Source organism: Pseudomonas sp. D3-10, assembly GCF_051132175.1.
In the GTDB taxonomy this organism is placed as follows: domain Bacteria; phylum Pseudomonadota; class Gammaproteobacteria; order Pseudomonadales; family Pseudomonadaceae; genus Aquipseudomonas.
The window spans coordinates 1,949,614-1,967,729 of sequence record NZ_CP071668.1 but is presented as its reverse complement, the minus strand read 5'-3'; the positions used below and the strand labels follow the sequence as shown (position 1 = coordinate 1,967,729).

At 55.5% G+C, this 18,116-nt stretch carries 17 protein-coding genes and 1 pseudogene; 10 read left to right on the top strand and 8 right to left on the bottom strand.

From position 1 onward, the window contains the following. Positions 1 to 203: 203 nt before the first annotated feature. The 4 genes and pseudogenes from J3P90_RS08830 (at position 204) to J3P90_RS08815 (ending at position 4,286) form a co-directional block, all read left to right on the top strand. Positions 204 to 1,019: an alpha/beta fold hydrolase gene (locus J3P90_RS08830; RefSeq protein ID WP_420765751.1), complete on the top strand. Its 816-nt coding sequence runs from the start codon at positions 204 to 206 to the stop codon at positions 1,017 to 1,019. Beyond that, positions 1,009 to 2,175, top strand: a complete 1,167-nt coding sequence (locus J3P90_RS08825) for an ATP-binding protein (RefSeq protein ID WP_434606748.1) — start codon at positions 1,009 to 1,011, stop codon at positions 2,173 to 2,175. Before J3P90_RS08830 ends, J3P90_RS08825 begins: the two co-directional genes overlap by 11 nt. Before the next feature lie 488 nt (positions 2,176 to 2,663). Then, positions 2,664 to 3,353 (top strand): annotated as a pseudogene (locus J3P90_RS08820) (methyl-accepting chemotaxis protein); the annotation flags it as partial. A gap of 165 nt (positions 3,354 to 3,518) precedes the next feature. After that, positions 3,519 to 4,286: a methyl-accepting chemotaxis protein gene (locus J3P90_RS08815; protein WP_434635637.1), complete on the top strand. Its 768-nt coding sequence runs from the start codon at positions 3,519 to 3,521 to the stop codon at positions 4,284 to 4,286. Between the two features lie 324 nt (positions 4,287 to 4,610). Here J3P90_RS08815 and J3P90_RS08810 read toward each other — a convergent pair whose 3' ends face one another. Together J3P90_RS08810 and J3P90_RS08805 are read right to left on the bottom strand one after the other, a co-directional pair. After that, positions 4,611 to 5,045: a CHAD domain-containing protein gene (locus tag J3P90_RS08810; protein ID WP_434606750.1), complete on the bottom strand. Its 435-nt coding sequence runs from the start codon at positions 5,043 to 5,045 to the stop codon at positions 4,611 to 4,613. Positions 5,046 to 5,058: 13 nt separating this feature from the next. Further along, positions 5,059 to 5,244 (bottom strand): CHAD domain-containing protein, encoded by a 186-nt coding sequence (locus tag J3P90_RS08805; protein WP_434635527.1) that lies wholly within the window; start codon positions 5,242 to 5,244, stop codon positions 5,059 to 5,061. 432 nt (positions 5,245 to 5,676) lie between these two features. Between J3P90_RS08805 and J3P90_RS08800 the strand changes: the two genes are divergently transcribed. The 6 genes from J3P90_RS08800 (at position 5,677) to J3P90_RS08775 (ending at position 12,162) form a co-directional block, all read left to right on the top strand. Continuing rightward, positions 5,677 to 6,897: a multidrug effflux MFS transporter gene (locus J3P90_RS08800; protein WP_434606754.1), complete on the top strand. Its 1,221-nt coding sequence runs from the start codon at positions 5,677 to 5,679 to the stop codon at positions 6,895 to 6,897. A 12-nt stretch (positions 6,898 to 6,909) separates the two neighbouring features. Beyond that, positions 6,910 to 7,518: a TetR/AcrR family transcriptional regulator gene (locus J3P90_RS08795; RefSeq protein ID WP_434606757.1), complete on the top strand. Its 609-nt coding sequence runs from the start codon at positions 6,910 to 6,912 to the stop codon at positions 7,516 to 7,518. A gap of 94 nt (positions 7,519 to 7,612) precedes the next feature. Next, on the top strand, positions 7,613 to 8,857 hold the full coding sequence (gene tyrS, locus J3P90_RS08790; RefSeq protein ID WP_434676553.1) for a tyrosine--tRNA ligase: 1,245 nt from the start codon (positions 7,613 to 7,615) through the stop codon (positions 8,855 to 8,857). 361 nt (positions 8,858 to 9,218) lie between these two features. Then, the gene (locus tag J3P90_RS08785; protein WP_434606760.1) at positions 9,219 to 9,842 is read left to right on the top strand and encodes a hypothetical protein; all 624 of its coding nucleotides are present in this window, start codon (positions 9,219 to 9,221) and stop codon (positions 9,840 to 9,842) included. Between the two features lie 1,256 nt (positions 9,843 to 11,098). Next, positions 11,099 to 11,314: a hypothetical protein gene (locus J3P90_RS08780; protein ID WP_434606762.1), complete on the top strand. Its 216-nt coding sequence runs from the start codon at positions 11,099 to 11,101 to the stop codon at positions 11,312 to 11,314. Positions 11,315 to 11,784: 470 nt separating this feature from the next. Beyond that, positions 11,785 to 12,162 (top strand): hypothetical protein, encoded by a 378-nt coding sequence (locus J3P90_RS08775; protein ID WP_434606764.1) that lies wholly within the window; start codon positions 11,785 to 11,787, stop codon positions 12,160 to 12,162. 31 nt (positions 12,163 to 12,193) lie between these two features. On the opposite strand, the gene J3P90_RS08770 is transcribed toward J3P90_RS08775, so the two are convergent. The 6 genes from J3P90_RS08770 to J3P90_RS08745 form a co-directional block, all read right to left on the bottom strand. Then, positions 12,194 to 12,451 carry a hypothetical protein gene (locus tag J3P90_RS08770; RefSeq protein WP_434606767.1) on the bottom strand — a complete coding sequence of 86 codons (258 nt, stop codon included), beginning with the start codon at positions 12,449 to 12,451 and terminating at the stop codon, positions 12,194 to 12,196. Continuing rightward, positions 12,448 to 12,822 (bottom strand): hypothetical protein, encoded by a 375-nt coding sequence (locus tag J3P90_RS08765; protein WP_434606769.1) that lies wholly within the window; start codon positions 12,820 to 12,822, stop codon positions 12,448 to 12,450. The genes J3P90_RS08770 and J3P90_RS08765 overlap by 4 nt, the downstream gene beginning before the upstream one ends. Continuing rightward, positions 12,819 to 13,244 carry a cell wall hydrolase gene (locus J3P90_RS08760; RefSeq protein ID WP_420765740.1) on the bottom strand — a complete coding sequence of 142 codons (426 nt, stop codon included), beginning with the start codon at positions 13,242 to 13,244 and terminating at the stop codon, positions 12,819 to 12,821. The genes J3P90_RS08765 and J3P90_RS08760 overlap by 4 nt, the downstream gene beginning before the upstream one ends. 70 nt (positions 13,245 to 13,314) lie before the next feature. Further along, complete coding sequence (locus tag J3P90_RS08755; RefSeq protein WP_420765739.1) at positions 13,315 to 13,977, bottom strand: hypothetical protein; 663 nt, start codon at positions 13,975 to 13,977, stop codon at positions 13,315 to 13,317. A 314-nt stretch (positions 13,978 to 14,291) separates the two neighbouring features. Beyond that, on the bottom strand, positions 14,292 to 17,375 hold the full coding sequence (locus tag J3P90_RS08750; RefSeq protein WP_434676145.1) for a host specificity protein J: 3,084 nt from the start codon (positions 17,373 to 17,375) through the stop codon (positions 14,292 to 14,294). A gap of 61 nt (positions 17,376 to 17,436) precedes the next feature. Beyond that, positions 17,437 to 18,012, bottom strand: coding sequence for a tail assembly protein (locus J3P90_RS08745; RefSeq protein WP_420765737.1), 576 nt, complete (start codon positions 18,010 to 18,012; stop codon positions 17,437 to 17,439). Positions 18,013 to 18,116: the final 104 nt, after the last annotated feature.

Below are 18,116 nucleotides of genomic sequence, written 5' to 3'. Positions count from 1 at the left end.
AGAAAATTACCCAGGTCGCTGGGGTACGTACAGCCGCCGCGATAATCTACACCCGACCCCGTGGCCAAACCCGTACCACAAAGGCCAGCGTCTATATCAATAGCCCTTCGCGGACGAGTGCTCGATGAACTTAATAAATGACCTATCGACCCTGCCTATATACACTCCGAGGGACTTGGTCATTACCTTGTCTGGAAATGCACATGGATCTTAAACATCGCAACAACCTGAACGTGATGGGCGAAGGTCCAGCCACGCTGATTTTTTCCCATGGTTTCGGCTGCGACCAAACCATGTGGCGTTATCTCATAGGCCATTTCGTGGACCATTTCAGGATCGTCGTGTACGACCTCGTCGGCGCCGGCCGGTCAGACATCAGCGCGTATGACCGGACAAAGTACAACTCGCTGGACGGATACGCCTTAGACCTTAACGAAATCATTGACCAGTTCGCCATCGGGCCAGTGATTCTGGTAGGCCATTCCGTAAGCGCGATGATTGACGTCTTAGCTGACCGGCAAGTACCCGGTCGCATCGCTGCTCATATCATGGTGGGCCCATCTCCATGCTATATCGACTCCGACAATTATGTGGGTGGGTTCACGCTCGAAGACATCCAATCACTCCTCGACACTCTAGATGACAACTACCTCGGCTGGTCTAGCAATATGGCACCGGTCATCATGGGTGCGCCTGGGCAGCCCGAGCTGGGCGCTGAGCTAACCAATAGCTTCTGCCGTACCGACCCTGAGATCGCCAAGCACTTCGCAAGAGTGACCTTCATGTCGGACAACAGAGGAGACGTTGCTGGCTTGGCTACGCCGACCCTGATCCTTCAGTCTACCGACGACCTGATCGCTCCCGTTGTCGTCGGCGATTATTTACGCGACAGCATGCCCAACAGCACGCTCGTCCTAGTGGATAATGTGGGTCATTGCCCTCACATGAGCGCGCCGGGCGCCTGCGCTGATGCCATGGGTAGCTTTGTACAGCCTTGGAAAGGGTTAAATGCACGGTAAGCCTCCACTGCTCGACCCGCTAAGACTCTATGAAGAGGCGCCATGCGGGCTGGTAGTGACGACAGAGGACGGGGCCATACTGCGCTCCAACCTTACGTTCAGGCACTGTATCGGTTTCAGCGCACAAGAGCTTCGGAACAAGCGCTTTCAAGATCTGCTCACAATGGGCGGGCGCATCTTTCATCAGACGCACTGGGCGCCACTGATGAAGTTGCAAGGCTCTGTCGCCGAGGTGAAACTCGACCTGCTGCATCGTGATCGGAGCAAAGTCACGATGCTCGTGAACGGGATCAGGCGCGACGGGACCAACGGTGTAGAGCACGAACTTGCGCTCTTCACATTATATGATCGAGACAAGTACGAAAGGGAGTTAATTAAAGCCCGGAAGCTCGCCGAAGAGCTACTGCAGCAGAAAACGGCTGCCGAAACGGAGCTCCGTCTGGCTCAAGCGGAACTGAGCAGGGCTTTCGAGAAAGCCCAGCAACGTGCATCATTTGCCGAGCAAATGGTCGCAATAGTAAGCCACGACCTGAAAAATCCACTGACAGCAATCAAAATGGGCACAGACGCGCTCGCACGCGGCGAGAGCCTCCCTAAGAAAATCAAGATACTCGGCTACATAACGCAGTCAGCTAACCGTGCAGAACGCTTAATCGCGGACCTGTTGGATTTGGCCCTGGCCCGGGTCGGACAAGGAATCATCGTCTCTCCTCGTGCCGTGGATTTTCATGATCTTATCCGCCGATGCGTCGAGGAACTGCGCGTTGCGTTTCCCAACGCCAAACTTGTTCACCACGCAAATGGGACAGGCTCTGCGCAGCTTGACGCGGACCGAGTACACCAACTCCTCGGTAACCTTATTGGGAACAGCGTGACCTATGGTGACCTGGAGCGGCCGATCACGATTACTTCAACTGTGGATGATGACACTGCCCATGTATCGGTCAAAAACTATGGTGTTCCAATTGCGCCATCACTGATGACCCGATTATTCGAGCCGATGATCCGAGGCGCGGACCCCGAAGATGGCGTACGCAGCGTCGGTCTTGGGTTGTTTATAGTCCGGGAAATCGCCAAGGCACATGGCGGCCGGGTATCGATCAGCTCCGATGAGAAGGACGGCACTTCATTCACTGTCGCCTTTCCGCTCAATTAAGCTGCACCCTCCCGCAACTTGACCGCGCCTCCTAGCCCCGCTCGGTTTATCTCCGCGCTGTCCTGCTGTACTGCAGCTTAGCTGTCCACGTTCAAGGACGATAGGACAATGGTGCCATGGCATTGGCTGCTTTCCCGAAAGTAATACAGGAACAGACTTGTCTGGTTGGAAGGGATTGTATCGTTAAGTTCAAGGACGCAGCCCTGCCCCTACAGAGTCGCTCATTGATCGCGGAGGCGACAGGCAGCTCCCGGCCAAAAGCTGTCATTCATCTGATCTCCAAACCAACGGAAATCATAGGGAGGACGATAACCGAGAATTTACAAGGCACCAGCGGTCAGACTCCCCTCAAGAACCGCTCTGGCACGCCGATGACGCAGATGTTAGTTTGCGCGGCTCCGGCCACGAACCGGAACCGCAGACAGGGATGTTTGGACGTCTTTTACGCCTAACCAGGCGTACTTCATTCCTGTCATGAGTATCATCCGATGCTGCAAAAATCCCTGAGAACTCAAATCCTCGCGCTGCTGAGCGGCAGCCTGTTGGCGATGTTGCTGATTGCTTTAGCATGCTTTCATTTCCTGTCCAACGGCGTGCAAAACTACGCCAACTTGATCGAAGGTCCGCTACACACTTCGCAATTGATCGACGAGGCCAACCTGCAATTCAAGGTGCAGGTTCAGGAATGGAAAAACGTATTACTACGGGGCAAGCAGCCGGCAGACCTGGATAAATATTGGAAGCAATTCGAAGACCGTCAGCGCGACGTACAGGGGATTCTTGGTGAACTGGCTAACCAGAAAGGACTGGATGGCCAACTCAAGACCCGCATCGAACGCCTGCGTGACGAACACCGTCAGTTGGGCAGCGCTTACCAGAAAGGTCGCGATGCCTATATCGCCGCGGGTGCAGACCCCGCTGCAGGCGACGCCGCCGTCAAAGGCGTTGACCGTACCACCAGCGATCAGATGAGCGAACTTGTTGGCGAACTGCGCAAGCAGGGCACCGAGCAATCTACACTGATCAGCGCCGCTGCAAATCGCACGGTGATGCTCGGGATTATCGTGATGCTCGCCTCGGGTCTGTTGATCGGCCTGTTGAGCCTTTGGCTGATCAACCACAACTTGGTTGACCCCATCCGCAAGCTGATCGACTACGTGGCGCAACTGAGCCAAGGGAAATTTGCCGAACGCGTGGCCAGCAGCCGTGAAGACGAGTTGGGCAAACTAGCCATAGCCGCCAACACTTTGCGCGACTTTCTCGCCGAAACCTTCAACCGCTTGCAGCGCAGCGCCAAGGATCTGGACGGCGCAAGTGGCGAGTTAAACGCCATCGCCGGTCTCATGGCCAGCGGCACTAACGAGCAGTTCAACCGTACCGATCAGGTGGCTACGGCGATGAACGAAATGTCCGCCACCGCCCAGGAAGTGGCTCGTCACGCAGCCGATGCCGCACGCGCCGCCAATGATGCCGACCAATCCGCGCAGCAGGGCGAAAAAGTCATGCGGGGCACCATTCACACCATCACCCAAATGCGTGGCGAGATCGCCAACACAGCCACGGTCATCCGTCGCCTGGAAACCGATAGTGGCCGCATAGGCAAGGTGCTGGAAGTGATTCGCGGCATCGCCGAGCAGACTAATTTGCTGGCGCTTAACGCGGCGATCGAAGCGGCCCGTGCCGGTGAAGCCGGACGCGGTTTTGCGGTCGTGGCCGACGAAGTGCGAAACCTAGCCCAGCGTACGGCGGCGTCGATCATCGAAATCAACCAAATCATCCAAACGGTGCAAACCGGCGCGGTGGACGCGGCTCAGGCCATTGAAAGTGGCCAGTCGCGCAGTGAAGAAAGTGTCGCGCAAGTGAATGAGGCCGGAGCGATGCTGGAGCGCATCACCCATGCTGTTGAAGCCATTCGCGACATGAACCGCCAGATTGCCACCGCTGCCGAAGAGCAAACCTCGGTGGCGGAAGACATCTCGCGCAACCTCACTGAAATCACCACGATTGCCAGTACCAACCTGAACAACATGCAGCGCACCGAAGCGGCAAGCCGGAACCTTCACGAGTTATCAGGGCAGTTGAATGAAGTGACGGCACGTCTGAGTGCTTAGCCGGACCGTTAGTGATTAGATCGGCTTCAGAGCTGCCATGTTGGAAGACCGAGCCCCGTATTTAGTCAGAGCCTTATACGGGGCAGATGCTCTGACCAAAGATTCTCAGCATCTGTGTAGCCTTCCGGCGGTGATACTTAATCTACTAAACGTATGCTTTTTTTGGGTGCCACTTGGGGCAGTTTTTTTGCCAGGTAATTGTGGCAGCAACTGCGCCAGGTCCAATAATTGGGTCTCCGCTTTTTCAAGCGCTGTAACTGCGTAGTGCTGCCAAACCTTTTCAAGTGGCCGCAGGTCAGATTCCGTCAAGACTTTCTGGTACCATTAAAAATGGTCATGCCAGGCACCCAAAGCCAACTGCAGGGCCTTCAGAGAACTCGCCGCTTTACGCGAGAGCGGTGACAGTTTGGGAAACGCTTCTGTGAGATAGCGAGTCCTCTTTACCAGAATGCGCAACTCGCGGCGATCAAGTCCAGGGTCGTCCAGCGCAGCATGCAAACGGTCAATCTGCTTTTTAAGCGATTTTTCAATTTGGGGCTGTAGGTGTTTTAAGCCGCCTTTAACTTCAACTGAGCGGAAGGCGAAAGGCCATTCATCCAATTGAGTATATAGATTCTTGAGGGCTGGGCTCCCCAATATATTGGAGTAGCCTGTTGCCAAGCGTGCTTTTCTGAGCTGAGCCTGATCAAGAAAGCTTCTTTCCTCCAATTCTTCAATCATTACCTCAAGATCGCGAGCGGGTGTGGTAAGCCTCCCCACGTCCGCTGCAGCATTATTCAGTCGCCGCGACTTCGCTCAGAGAGCGCATCGGCCGGAGCAAGCTTCGGATTCGCCTCACGGCTATCCTAAGGTCGTGCAACGCCTCGCTATCAGTCCCTGCTTCCAATCGAGCACGCGAGTAGTACAGCGCAATCTGTAGAGACAATATTTCAGCGACAAACCTGTCTACGAATGACATTCGGTCATCTCTTTGAAACGGTATGGTCACGACCATAGCAGAAGTGTGGACCGTCAATTTCTGACTGAACTCCGAAGAAATTACGCGCATCCACCAGGGGAAAGCCACCAATCACAAGGTGATGTGGGAATAGCTTCTTTGGGTCGTTTCCTGCCCCTCAAGAGGCAGCAGTCGACCAAAAGCGGACGTTCGTAAGCGGTCGCTCACGGCCAGGTGCGGTCGTTCAGAATAGAGAATAAATTTGCTCAGTTTGGCTTTGCGTAGCTCTGCGCCAGGGAATTTCTCTAGCGGCACGCCCAGTCTGCCCGCCGTATGCCAGTCGCCTGCCACTTACGTCTGAAGCTCATCAACAAAGTTGACCCGCGCCTAGACAATACCTAGAATGTCACATTCCTACCGACCGGTAGGCAGCAAATTCGGAGAGGTTGAGAGATGGACGCCCTGCAGCAAGAACGAGTCCCCGTGAAGTTGGCTATCGGGTTAGGCGTGATCGGAGCCTTGGGCCCTTCCGCAGTCGACATGTACCTTTCAAGCCTTCCTGAAATCGCCCGAGATTACGACACCAGCTTCGCAAGCGTTCAACTCACCTTGACGTTTTTCCTGCTAGCCATGGGTGCAGGGCAGCTATTGTTCGGGCCGCTCGTGGACGCATATGGGCGCCGCCAACCGCTCTTGATTGGTTTGGTGGTGTTTATCTTGTGTTCCTTGGGCTCAGCGTGGGCGCCGACCCTGTCAGCATTGATCGGTTTCCGCTTCGTGCAAGGCTTGGGAAGCGCAATGACGCTTGTCGTGATCATGAGTACTGTCCGGGATGTTAGCCGAGGAGCGACGGCCACTAAGCTGTTCGCTCTGTTAATGACCATTGAAGGCCTGGCCCCAATTCTGGCACCGGCATTGGGTGGGTTTATTGACTCATACTTTGGCTGGAGGGCAGTGATGCTCACGCTCGCAATCTTAGGCGTTGCAGTGCTGATCAGCAGCTGGCTGAATCTCCCGGAGACATTGGCAGTTAACAACCGTGAGCCTCTGCGCCTGGGTGCTGCGTGCCGTACTTACCTAACGATCGGCAGCGACCGTCGCTTTTTGCTACCAACGCTGGCAGTCGCTGCGGTGTTTTTTTTCCTTTTCGCCTACATTGGTGGGGCAACGTTGGTGTACCAAAAGTTTTACGGATTAACGCCGCAAGCCTTCGGCATCATGTTTGGTGTAACAGGGTTTGCCATTCTGGGTGGCGCGATGATCGCCGGTAGACTCATCACAACATTGGGCCTCAACCGCCTGACGTGGATCGGCGTGGGCTGCATAGTACTAGGCGCGTTCGCTACATTAGTGGCCACAACAACGCAGGTCGGGCTACCCGGGATTGCGGCAGGTATGGCAGTAGCGTTGTTCGGGTTGGGCATTGCAGAGTCGACATTGATGTCGCTCGTCATGGCCTCTCAAGAGCGTGCATTGGGTTCAACGGCTGCGCTGCTGGGGGCCTTCCAACTGTCTGTTTCCTCGAGCGCTACGCCAATTTCAGCAATAGTGCTGGATCACGGGGTCATCGCCTGGACAGCGCTACTGACTCTCAGCGCGCTGCTGGTTTGCTTGCTGACGTGGGTGAGCCTTCCTAAGAACGGCGACGCAACATTCAGCCTAGCTAGCCATTGAAGGAAGCAACTGATGACTACGAGAAACCTAACTCCGGCGGCTGAGCGAATCGTTCAGCTTGCCTTGCTGCACTTTGCAGATCGCGGTTACGACGCGGCGTCACTGAACGATATTGCCGGCAGCGCCGGCATCAAGAAGGCCTCGCTGTACGCACACTTCACAGGCAAGGATGAGCTGTACACCGCTGTGCTCAATCTCGCGCTGCAAAGCGAACGAGACTATGTCGAGGCCCAGTTCTCAGCAGAGCAAGCCGGCCGAATGCCCGGTGAGCGTTACGTCATTAACCTTCAACTCAGATACGCCGAAAGCAGCGCATTGCGCTTTTTGTTGCGGGCGGCTTTTTACCCTCCTGCACCAATTGAGCGGGACGTGAAATCAGGTTTCGAACATTACCTTGTGGCCGTTCGAGAGCGTTTTCAGGCCTCCCTTGAACTGACGTCTCCGGCGATCACGTCTCAGTATGCCGATTTGCTTGCCGAGGCCTACCTGGCGTTGATCGACAGTCTTCACGTCGAGCTTATTTATGGGAACGATGCGGCCTATTCACGCCGTCTCGATGCGTTACGGCAACTGATCAGCCTCACTGGCATACCGTTGGTTCAGGGCGTTGCGCCTGCGTAGGCTTAAGTTGAACGGCGCTGCGCCTGGTGGCGTGCGTGTTTGGCTTTATGCCTTTTTTTCGCGCAGTGCTTAATGGGCATTGCGCTTGTTTCGGATACACATGATGACTCCTAATACTGATCTCATCGCGACACTCTCCAGCCGGGGATTCATCCATCAGTCCACCGACCTCGAAGGACTTCGCGCGCACTTGGCCACCGGCTCGCGCACAGTTTATCTGGGCTTCGATGCTACGGCAGACAGCCTGCACGTTGGCCATCTCCAGGGTCTGATGCTCATGCGCTGGCTGCAAAAGGCAGGGCACCGCCCGATCCTGCTGATTGGTGGTGCCACCACACGTATCGGCGACCCAAGCTTTCGGGATGAAAGCCGGCCCGTGCTCACGAACGAGCAAATCGATGAAAATATTGCCGGCATCACCCGTACATTTGGGCGCTACCTCACCTTGGGAGAGTCAGCAGGTGAGGTCGTGGACAACGCCGAATGGCTGGATAAAATCGGCTATTTGAAGTTCTTGAATGACGTCGGACGCTACTTTTCGATCAACCGTTTGTTGACCTTTGACGCCGTGCGTCAGCGACTGGATCGCGAAAATTCGCTGTCCTTTCTAGAGTTCGGTTACACACTGCTCCAAGCGCATGACTTCACTGAACTGGCCAAGCGTTACGACTGCACCGTACAGTTGGGCGGCGCTGATCAGTGGGCCAATATCATCAACGGTGTAGAGCTGGGCCGCCGTCGTGACGGGCGTGAGCTTTTCGGATTGACCATGCCGCTGCTCGCGACAGCCGACGGCAAGAAAATGGGTAAATCGTTGAACGGTGCCGTTTGGCTTGATGGCAATCGTCTGTCGCCTTTTGACTTCTGGCAGTTCTGGCGCAACTGCGACGACCGCGATGTCCGCCGTTTTCTTGCCCTCTTTACGGAATTGCCGCTCGACGAGGTAGATCGCCTTTCCAGCGTCGAAGGCGCCGCGCTCAACGCAGCAAAGATTGTTCTGGCAAACCACGTTACCGGGCTTGCCCACGGCGTAGAGGCTGCTGCACAAGCCAATGCCGCCGCTCAGTCCCTATTCGCAGGTGGCAAGCAGGCAACTGACCTGCCTGTATTCACTATTGAGCGGTCGAAGCTGAGTCAAGGCCTTACTATAGCCACAGCGCTAGCGCAGTGTGGTTTGGCGCCTTCGCTGAGCGCCGTAAGGCGTTTGGCTAAAGGCGGAGGTCTGAGGCTGGAAGGAAAAGCACTCCAGTCTGGCGATGAGGTTTTGGACGCCACCCAATCGCGGTGGCATGTCAGTCTCGGTAAGAAACGGCACGTTTATCTAGAAGTAACGGACTAATTACGTTGCGATAGGCGACGGTCTACAACGACGCCTTTTTTGAAGCGTTTGGTAGATGATCGTTGCGTTGATAAACGCACACCGAGCGTCCGCTCTTGGCCGAAAGCTGCCGTCGACGCAGCTCGTCGCCTAGCCCTCGTAAGTATTGCCTTGCCTTGGATGCTGTGCACATACAGAACCAGGCAAGCGACCTCCCACGAATCTTGAACAAGCCAAAGCGCTGAGAATCAAGCAATGGCGCGATACGCTCGGCGATCACGACTTCTGGTCACAGAACCCCGAGGCGTATCGGTCCAGCCTGCTTTTTGCAAGCGCAAGGCTGGCCGAGGAGCGGTTGATTGATCGAGACGAACAGTTTGGCATGGATGAACTAGCGAACTCCGCATACTGGCTCGCAGTTGAAGAGCTGCAATCGACGACGGTCCTGTATCACGGCGCGTCTCAATACGACGTCGTCGCGCGAGACGGCTCCTCGAACCTTGGCACGATTCATCAATCAACCTTTTCGGAAAAAAGCGAGGGCGGCTGCATCCGCCCCTACGACGGAAATGTGTATCGCCAAGCTGGAGAGTTGAAGCTGATTTACAGCGCGGCGCCAACCACGGGCGTGATTGAGAGGTTTTTCCTTACCTTGGATCATGGTCGCCAGTTTGACTTGGTTGAGACAGCCAGAATGATCTTAGGAGTTGTCTATACGCCCGTTGAAGATCCAGACGTCTACCGGTGGCTTGTCGATGCCCTGCAAACCGCGCGCGAAAATCGAAATTTAGTGCTAATGGAACAGCTTAGGCCGTTTGCGGAACTGGCAAGGTTCGTCCTGTGTTCATCGTGCTTGGATCGGTTTGGCGAGCGCGACGATTGCCTATCTTGCAACGGCTTAGGGTTCGTCGAAAGACTGAAATGCCCAGGTAAACTTCCCTTGGAGCGTCGAGGTCCACTGGAAATAACCAGCGAACCCGGGGTGCAAGATGTGCGGCGGAGTTGAGGCAGCGGACAAAAACAGAGCGTATGAACGGGTCAGGGTGTATTTCCCGAACCCCAAGGCAGCAATTCCCGTGGTACTGCAGGACGGGACGGATCTTGGCTGGGTGCGATGGGGGCGCCGTCGAGAGGAGAAAGGCACAGGCCCATCAGGTGGGTGGGCAAAACTAGAGACGGTGGAACGAGGGGGATGGGAAAAGTATCACCCGCAGCGAGCGCTGGGACTTGTGCAGCGATACATGGAGAAAGATGCGGATCGCGTGTCGCACTGGTTCGATATGAACGAGGGCTTTGGGCTTGAATGCCTAATATTAGGTGAAGGCGATGCTCGGCGCGTGTACATAGTCACCACTTCCCCTCCTCCGGAATATGCATTCATACACGACCGCTGGCCGATGATCGGGCGGATTCCCGGCGGCACCGGCTGACCCCAGAGAGGCACGGCGCCACCATATTACTAACTGTTTTTCTGGCTTATCCTCTGGACCCTACGAACCCGAGGCTGCGCCATGGATAGACTAAGTAGGGCTGAAATAGAGGATGCCTTGGGACGCTTGCTACCAGGTAGCATGGTCAAATGTGTTTTATGGGGTGACGGTACTGCCTCTCTTACGGTAACAGGTGAAACCGGGGAATCATTTGCAGTGGTGGGTCTGGTGAGAAGTGACTATCGAGGGGAAGCCGGATTGAAAAACCTCGCTACGCATATCTTTGGGGACATTCAGCTAGCCCGACAGGGCTTGAAAACCCACAGAGCACAACCACTGGGAAATATTGGCAATCAATTGAGCATCACCACCCCACCGCAATACAAAGCCCGCCACTAGGCGGGTTTCTGTTTTTGGTTGCTAACACTCGTTCGATTCATCCTTGATGGACCGGGCGTACAACGCTAGAACTTTCTCAACAAGCCTGCGCCATTCTGCGTTATCGATTATCCCCTTCTGCCTATATTCGTTCAGCAATTCGGAGGAGAAGATGGTACTGTTTTTCAGCATCGGGACGGCTATCCGGCCGCCTGAGGAGCTCTCTCCATGCACTCAACGCCTGCTCCTTATCCAGCTCAGCCATCGTCCTTACCTCCCAAACATCATCACGTTGTTGAGCCTAGCATCACGGCAACGTTCCAATTTATGGGATAGGCTATGGGAATTCGGCCTTAGCTCCGGTAGGGCAGCAAGCTGTAGGCTACCGTCCGTCGGTAACCAAAGCGTGGATCCCATTACCGGTCCATCGAGGGGGACCTAAAAGGAGATAACCTTGAAGACTGAACAGCGTTTGCAACAAAAAGTCCTGCGATATGCGGAGGCGGAAATCCACAGCATTTTGATCGGTCACGGATCCGCGCTGTTCCACTATCACCAGTTGATCATGATGCTCAACGGTTACGTTCACTGCGACATCATCAGTCAGCGCGAGGCAGATGCAATCACGGCTGATGCCAAAATGGCACTGGATAATTCTCTACGTCATTGATCATATTGCGTGAGCTCTTTCAAATATGCCTGTCAAGCAGCAAGCTTCATTATTGCTCCGTCTCCATCGTCGGTAATGGAGATAATTCGTTGAGCATGCGCTCGGTCAAGTTGGGCTCTTGTTCCTCCATGAATCCTGCCGACGGCGCCGCGGCATGTCGACATTCATGACCGGCACCCCGTCGTGATCCCGCAGAAACCGCCCGTGGTGGCTTGACTCAGCTACGCCGCAGGAGGGCGCGGAGCAGATTGTGCTGCACAAGGGCGAACCGGCCGAAGCCTTCGAGTGGCTCAAGGTTAGCCACGTTATCGGCAACGCGCGCAACCAAGGGGGCCGAGCTAGCTCGCCCTGTCGCTGGTTTACCCATCTGACACTCGTCGCCATAACACCCAATCGATCAACCTTGGCTCTAGCAGCGACTACGCTACAAAAGGCCTGATGGCCTGCAGCCTATTTCAAGGAAGATCAAAATGAGAATCGCCACTTTTTTTTTAACTTCTTGCCTAACGTTCCCTTCAGCTGCAGGTATGCAGCTGGATTACAAATGGTCGTATGATGATGATTCAGAGTACTCCATCATTTCCTCTATTGAGACCGGGCCTACCGTCCAGGCAGTTATTCGCCGCGTAGGCTCTTACTTTACCTCCTACACCATGATTGAGATCGACTGCACTACTAGGTACGTACGCCAAATGGGATACCACAGCAGCGTTGTAGGTGCTCAAGCTGCTAAGTACGACCTTCACAGCCGCTTTATCGAGGGAATGCTTGCCCACAAAGTACACGCGGTGCTGTGCAGAAGCTCACCTATGACGGAGGAACACTTAACAAACCTACCTGCCGAATAGGTCCCACCTAGTCGTCAGTGATATTAACCCGTTACCGACACGCTAAAACTGCTGCGACAAGCTCCCGCTCATAGCCCATGCGCTGCCGGCGCTCAGCCAGCAGCGCCCGGACTTTCACCTCGAGCGAGTCGGACTTCTTAAGCCCATCAGCTGCCCAGAGCGGTGCCGCCACCTCCTCGGTCTTGCATGGCACCTGCACGGGAATCTCCACCCGGACCGTTCGAATCTCAGGCTCACGACCGGCGCATCCCGCCAGCGCCAGCACACCAATCAGCAGCATCGCCTTCATAAGCCAAGCTCCCGATCGATGATGGATTCAGCCGCGGTGCACTGGGCGCCGCCGGTTCGCTCCTGCAGGAGGCGATTGGCTACCGCGTAGTCTGGCTGGGCCTCTTCCCTGGCCTTATCCTGCGCCAATGCGGCATTCCGCTCCCGCAACTCAGCCGCCAGAACAAGCTCACCCAGCTTCCGGCCTTGCTCGCCGGCCAACGATTCTAGGTTGTCACGGGCCAGAGTGGCCCGGGATAGGTCTTTGTTGGATGCGTCCAGCAGTGGCCTATAGTGGGCAGCAGCCAGCCACCCACCGAACCCCGCTCCTACGGAGAACAGCAGCAACGCCAGCGCGCCCAGGACCAACAACTTCAGCGTGGCGGGACTCATGGCACATCCTTGAAAAAGATGTGGTGCCGGAGGCGGAAAGTCTGGGTGGCGTCCTTGGCCCAGATCGGAGGATTCGGCAACGTGGTCGCGTAATAGTGGGTCGCGCCATTGGTGATATCAGGCTCCGCGCCGGAGATCACCAGATCCGCCGCCCGCTGTGCCTGGGCGAACTGCTTCGGCGGGATTGGCTTGGCTCCGCTCAAATAGGGATAGTTCGGGTCGTTCTTGTTCCAGCAACTGAACTGGTAGGGTTTAAGGCAAACCCCTGCATAGCCCTCTCCCCACCAGGAGCGGTCCTTGCGATCATTCACGCGATTGCGGATTACGCAGCCCACGGCAACCTGGCCGGCCAGCCCCTCCCCGCGGGCTTCGGCCCACAGCGTGCGCGCGAGGATGTCGCGATCCTTTTCTGTTGTAGTCATTTACATTTCTCCAGGCAAAAAAAATCCCGCTCTCGGCGGGCTTGGAATTGGGTTGAGCGAGATGAACGAGTTAGAAGCCGGTAACGTCTGCGACCATAATCACGGGCATTGGCCCAATCGGTGAATTGGCAGGCGGGCTGGTTGTCGGCGGCCCTTGATTCGCTAGAAGCCCCGACGTGACAGTTCCACCTGACACCCTGACCGACCGAATCATCACCATGAACGCGAGATTTTGTCCTACCTGATTCTGGCGATATCGCGTGTCATAGTTGCTGATCCCACAGGCGTAGGTACGGCCAATCACGACCGGCAATGAGAACGACTGCGTGTCCGAACTGGTTTCATACACTGCGGAAATCCTGAGGATTTTGTTGTTCGAGTCGAAGGTGAGGTTTCCTGCCGAGTCAAAAAGCTGCAAGCCACAACGCGACGGGACAACAGGAGCATCGCCAAAGCAGTAGCACACGACGCTGTCGGCAGTATTCGACCAGAACTCGTAATCAGCGCTGCTGGCAGTAAGAACAACGCTCCTAACTGCAATGGACGATGAAGCCGCCGTCTCACCGAAGAGGACAAACTTGGTTGCCTTGGGCAGGCTTAAAGCAGCCCTATAAATGGTCGAGCCACGGGTCCAACCATATATAGTGAATTTGCCCAAAAACGAAACCGTCAGGACATCTGAATCGATCTGAAGGGTGTTGGTGTCCCTGAATACCTGAAGCCCTATTGGCATCTACCTAACTCCATAGAAAACCTGGCACCCGACCCTAGGGGCATTCGCAGTGGTGCCCTGCCCCCTGAAGTCGGAAAAGCTCCACGAAATGGTGGTCCCATTAATGGTGATGAATGGCACGCAAACAACCGTGGTGTCACCTCCACCTACCCCTTTTGCAGAGAAAAACCATGGGCTTCCCCCTGCAAACCCAGGCACAAAAACAGAACCATTTGCCGTTCCGGTGAAAAACGATCCTAGGTATCGCCCCGTGACCGTGTCGGTTGTGAAGGACACCGAGCCGTCAGCGTTGTAAACCTCTAATCCTGCTGGCATCACCAGATCCCCAGACGCACTCGAAGCTGCCCTGCCTGATCGAAGACCTGAACAACTTGGTTATTGATCGTGAGCTTGCCTCCACCCGAGACCGCTCCATTGAACTCAATTCCCCCCGTCTTGCTGAGCCTCCAACCCGACACCCCAGGGACATAATTGGTTGATTGAATGGTGTCTCCAATCTTTGCATTGGTGATCGATCCGTCCTGAATAAACGCTGCCTTGATGTAAGCGGTGTTGTTCTGCACCACGAACGGATAAAAGACCTCCGAAGCGTTGGGATCGACTATCGCAAAGCGGCTGGCTGCGATGAGGACTTGGCTGGTGATGATCCCTTCGTCGTTTTCTACTCCAACCCCGATCCCGGCAAGGTAGGGTTTCCCATCAACAGTAAGCTGGGTCTTGATGCTGTACATCGCGGCAAGCTCGCTCTTGAGAGCCTCAATCTCTACCTGGGCGCCGCCGGAATCGATTTTCTCAAGCAAGTGCTTACTGAGCTGGGTTTCCGTGATCTTATCGTTCAGGTAGTCCAGGATTGGCCCGGCATCAGCCGACGACTGTCCAAAGACTGGGCCGAAGAAAGCGCCCATATTTCCAATTCGATCAACCAGGCGTGCCCAGAAGAAATAGGTTTTTCCGGGAGCGAGTCCCATGATGGTCAAGTCAGTCTGTGGGTAGGTGTAGTCACCGAATTTGGTGGCATCCACGATCTGGTTGGTTTCGCTATACCAAATCTCCGTCCGTTGCAGATCCGCAGTGTTTACGCCCTGAGGAATCTCCCACTTCAGTTTGATACCGAACACGATCGACTCGGCAATGAACGAGGAGACTTCTGGTGGCGGCGTAGTCTTTCCGTTCAGCACCGTCTCCGCAGAGGTTGCGAAAACAGAGCCGATATCGAGCGCGTTGATCGCTCGCACCTTCGCCGTGTACCTGCCGGCGTAGATCCCACTGACGTCAATCGATGTCGTCCCGGTACGGCCTGCAAAGATCCAATCACCTTCGTCCTTGCGCCAATACACCTCGTAAGCGATTGCCGCTTCTGGCCTCCCCCAAGTAATTGTCATGACGCTGATCGCGCTACCCTGATCGACGAAATGGTCGTTAGTGAGTGTCACGTTCGTTGGCGGCTTCTGAACGCTCGGGGGAACGACGCTGATTGCCGGACGCTCGATACGGCTGCCGTTGTCGATTGCACCGTATTTGCTCGAGTTGTGCCGTACAGCATTGATGGTGAACTTGATTTCCGTGTCCGAAAAATCTTCCGCTACGGACATCACGCGAAACTGTTGCACCGCCAAGGCAGGTGAGTCGATTGCCCACATGGAGTGAAGCGGCGGCAACGCCTCGAGGCTTTCCGACAGCACGACTTGCTGTACCTCAGCCGGAAAACCCGTGGTATCAAAAGTGATGTTGCCGTTGTCCCACGTGATGCCGGAGCTGTCCCAAGTCAGGGGATAGCCAACGGACTTGATGGCTCGAGAGACAGCCTTACCGTTGGGCATAATCAGGGTGATGGTGTCGCCCGGAAAGGCGGTTACATCCGCGTCGAGCACGAGAGTGTCGAGCGTTGAAGAACGTAGCCGGCCACCGATTCGGCGTCCAGCCCTGTCGTTATCCGCGATGCGGATAATCTGACCAGGCCGCGCCAAGGTGCCATCCAAGCCAACGGAGAAGCTGACGCTCTCCGTCTCCAGGCGGTTAGTAAGCAATGCCCATTTACCAACGCGCTGCGCCTGAGCCTGAGACGTGCATCCGGTAGCTGTGATTTCGGTTTGTTGGATGCCGTAACGAGCGATTCCGGGCTGGTCGTCTACGTACTCAACCTTCTGCCGATAAAAATCCGAAGGATCGTTCCAGCTCACCAGCGCAACGGTATAGCGCGTCTTCTTGGCAGATCCGGCGTAGTTGAATTTCCCGTCGATGACGTTGGCATTCGAGTAGGTATAAACAGGATCCTCTGGTATATCGGCCACGGCCATGACGGAACCAGCAGCCCAGTACGCCATCCCACGGAACGCTGTCGCCAGATCCTGGAGCACGCGCAGCGCATCAGCGCGAACCGAAAGGTACAGATTGCAGGTGAAACGCGGCTCGGTGCCGCCCTTCCCGTCGGGGATTGGCTGATCGCAATACTGACCGATCCGATACAGCTCCCATTTATCCACCTGCCCCGCGTTCAGCAGATGGCCGAGCCCATAGCGGAAATGCAGCAGTAAGTCGTAAAAAATCCAGGCAGGATTATCTGTCCAGGCGCTTTTAAAGGTGCCATCCCAGACTCCCGTGTAGGTGCGCGTCTCTGGGTCATAGTTGCTTGGAACCTTGATGATGCGGCCATACAAATCGAACGAGCGAGTCGGAATCGATTGAAACTGCGACGCATCGAATTGCAGGCCGACGATGGCCGAACCTGGGTATCTCAGCTTCGCGTCGATGATCTCTGTAATTGCCTCAACGTTGGTGGTGTCTGATATCGCGGAGCTGGTGGCATTGGCCGTCAGACGGATCACGCGCACGGTCCAGCCGCTGGTCGCGCTAGGAAGATCGACGCGGTGTGATCGTTCGTATTTTGTCGATGTCTTTCCGCTGAAAGCCGCGTCTAGCACGGACACAAAGGGACCGCCGTCGGTGGACAGCTCAATCCTGTATCGGACCGTGTATCCGTTGGTGTCGCCATTTGTGGTGTTTGTCCGTGCAAGACGTGGAGTGGAAAGTCTGATCCGGACTGCCGAGAGTTGAAGATTGGTTACCGCGCGCACCCAAGGCTGGTCGGAGCGGAGCTCAACACCGACGGCAATTTCGCTCTCCACCGCGGGGAAGCCCGAGATGTGTAGTTGATCTTGACTGCCGGTTCGCACCTCTTGGCTGACGCCGCTGAAGTTCAGCGTTCCATCCGGGTTTGCCAGCGGTGTTTCATCAAGAAAAATGGACTGCATGCCGTTCACCAAGCCTCGAATCTCACCTTCACTCACCAGGTCGAGAATTCGCGCGAAAGCGGTGCTTTGCAGGTTGTCCGGAGCCTCAACGGAAGGACGCGGCTTCGACTCACCACCCTTGCGTCCGGCTATGGCTAGCTGGGTCATGACTTTCCTTTGGGCGAAAAAAAAGCCCGCTCAATGGCGGGCCTCGTGATGGATGCTTCGGTTACATCTGGTCTTCGGAGTAAATACCCGCGCTGATCACGGCGCTGCCGACGATCATGCGGCCATACAGCAGCGGGACAGGGTTGCCTTGGACGCTGGTATTAACCGGGCCGTTGAAGCTGTAACTGGGTCGGTTGTTTGGGCTGTCTTGGGTGCCCAGACCTTTTGCCTGGGGACTGAGCATTTGCATCACCCCACCGGCAACCATGGCAATGCCGACCGGCAGAAGCGGGCTGTAGACGAGGCCAACCACGATAAGTACGGCACCGATTATGGTTTGTAGTGCCCCGGCACGCTTTGAACCCTCAATAACTGGAACGATTCGGATGACATCCCTCCCCGTAGGCTTTCCGAGGTCGTCCTCTCCAATGTTCCTATTGCCGTTAAAAATGGCAAAACGAAGGCCCTTATCCTTGCTCTCAAGCATAAATTTTTCGAAACCAGCAAACTGCTTGAAATAACCGATGATATCGCGCCAGCCTGCTCCGGTCGTAATACGGTGCTCGCGCTTGCCAGTGATTTCAGCTAACTGCTTGGACACAATCACCGTTTGCATCTTCTCAAGCAACTGCGACATTTTTCCTCCGAACGAAAAAAACAGCCCAAGGCGGCTTTTTATTATTGCGTGGTGAGTGATACATCCATGCTCATCATTTAGTCTTTGAATATCCTGAACTGCCG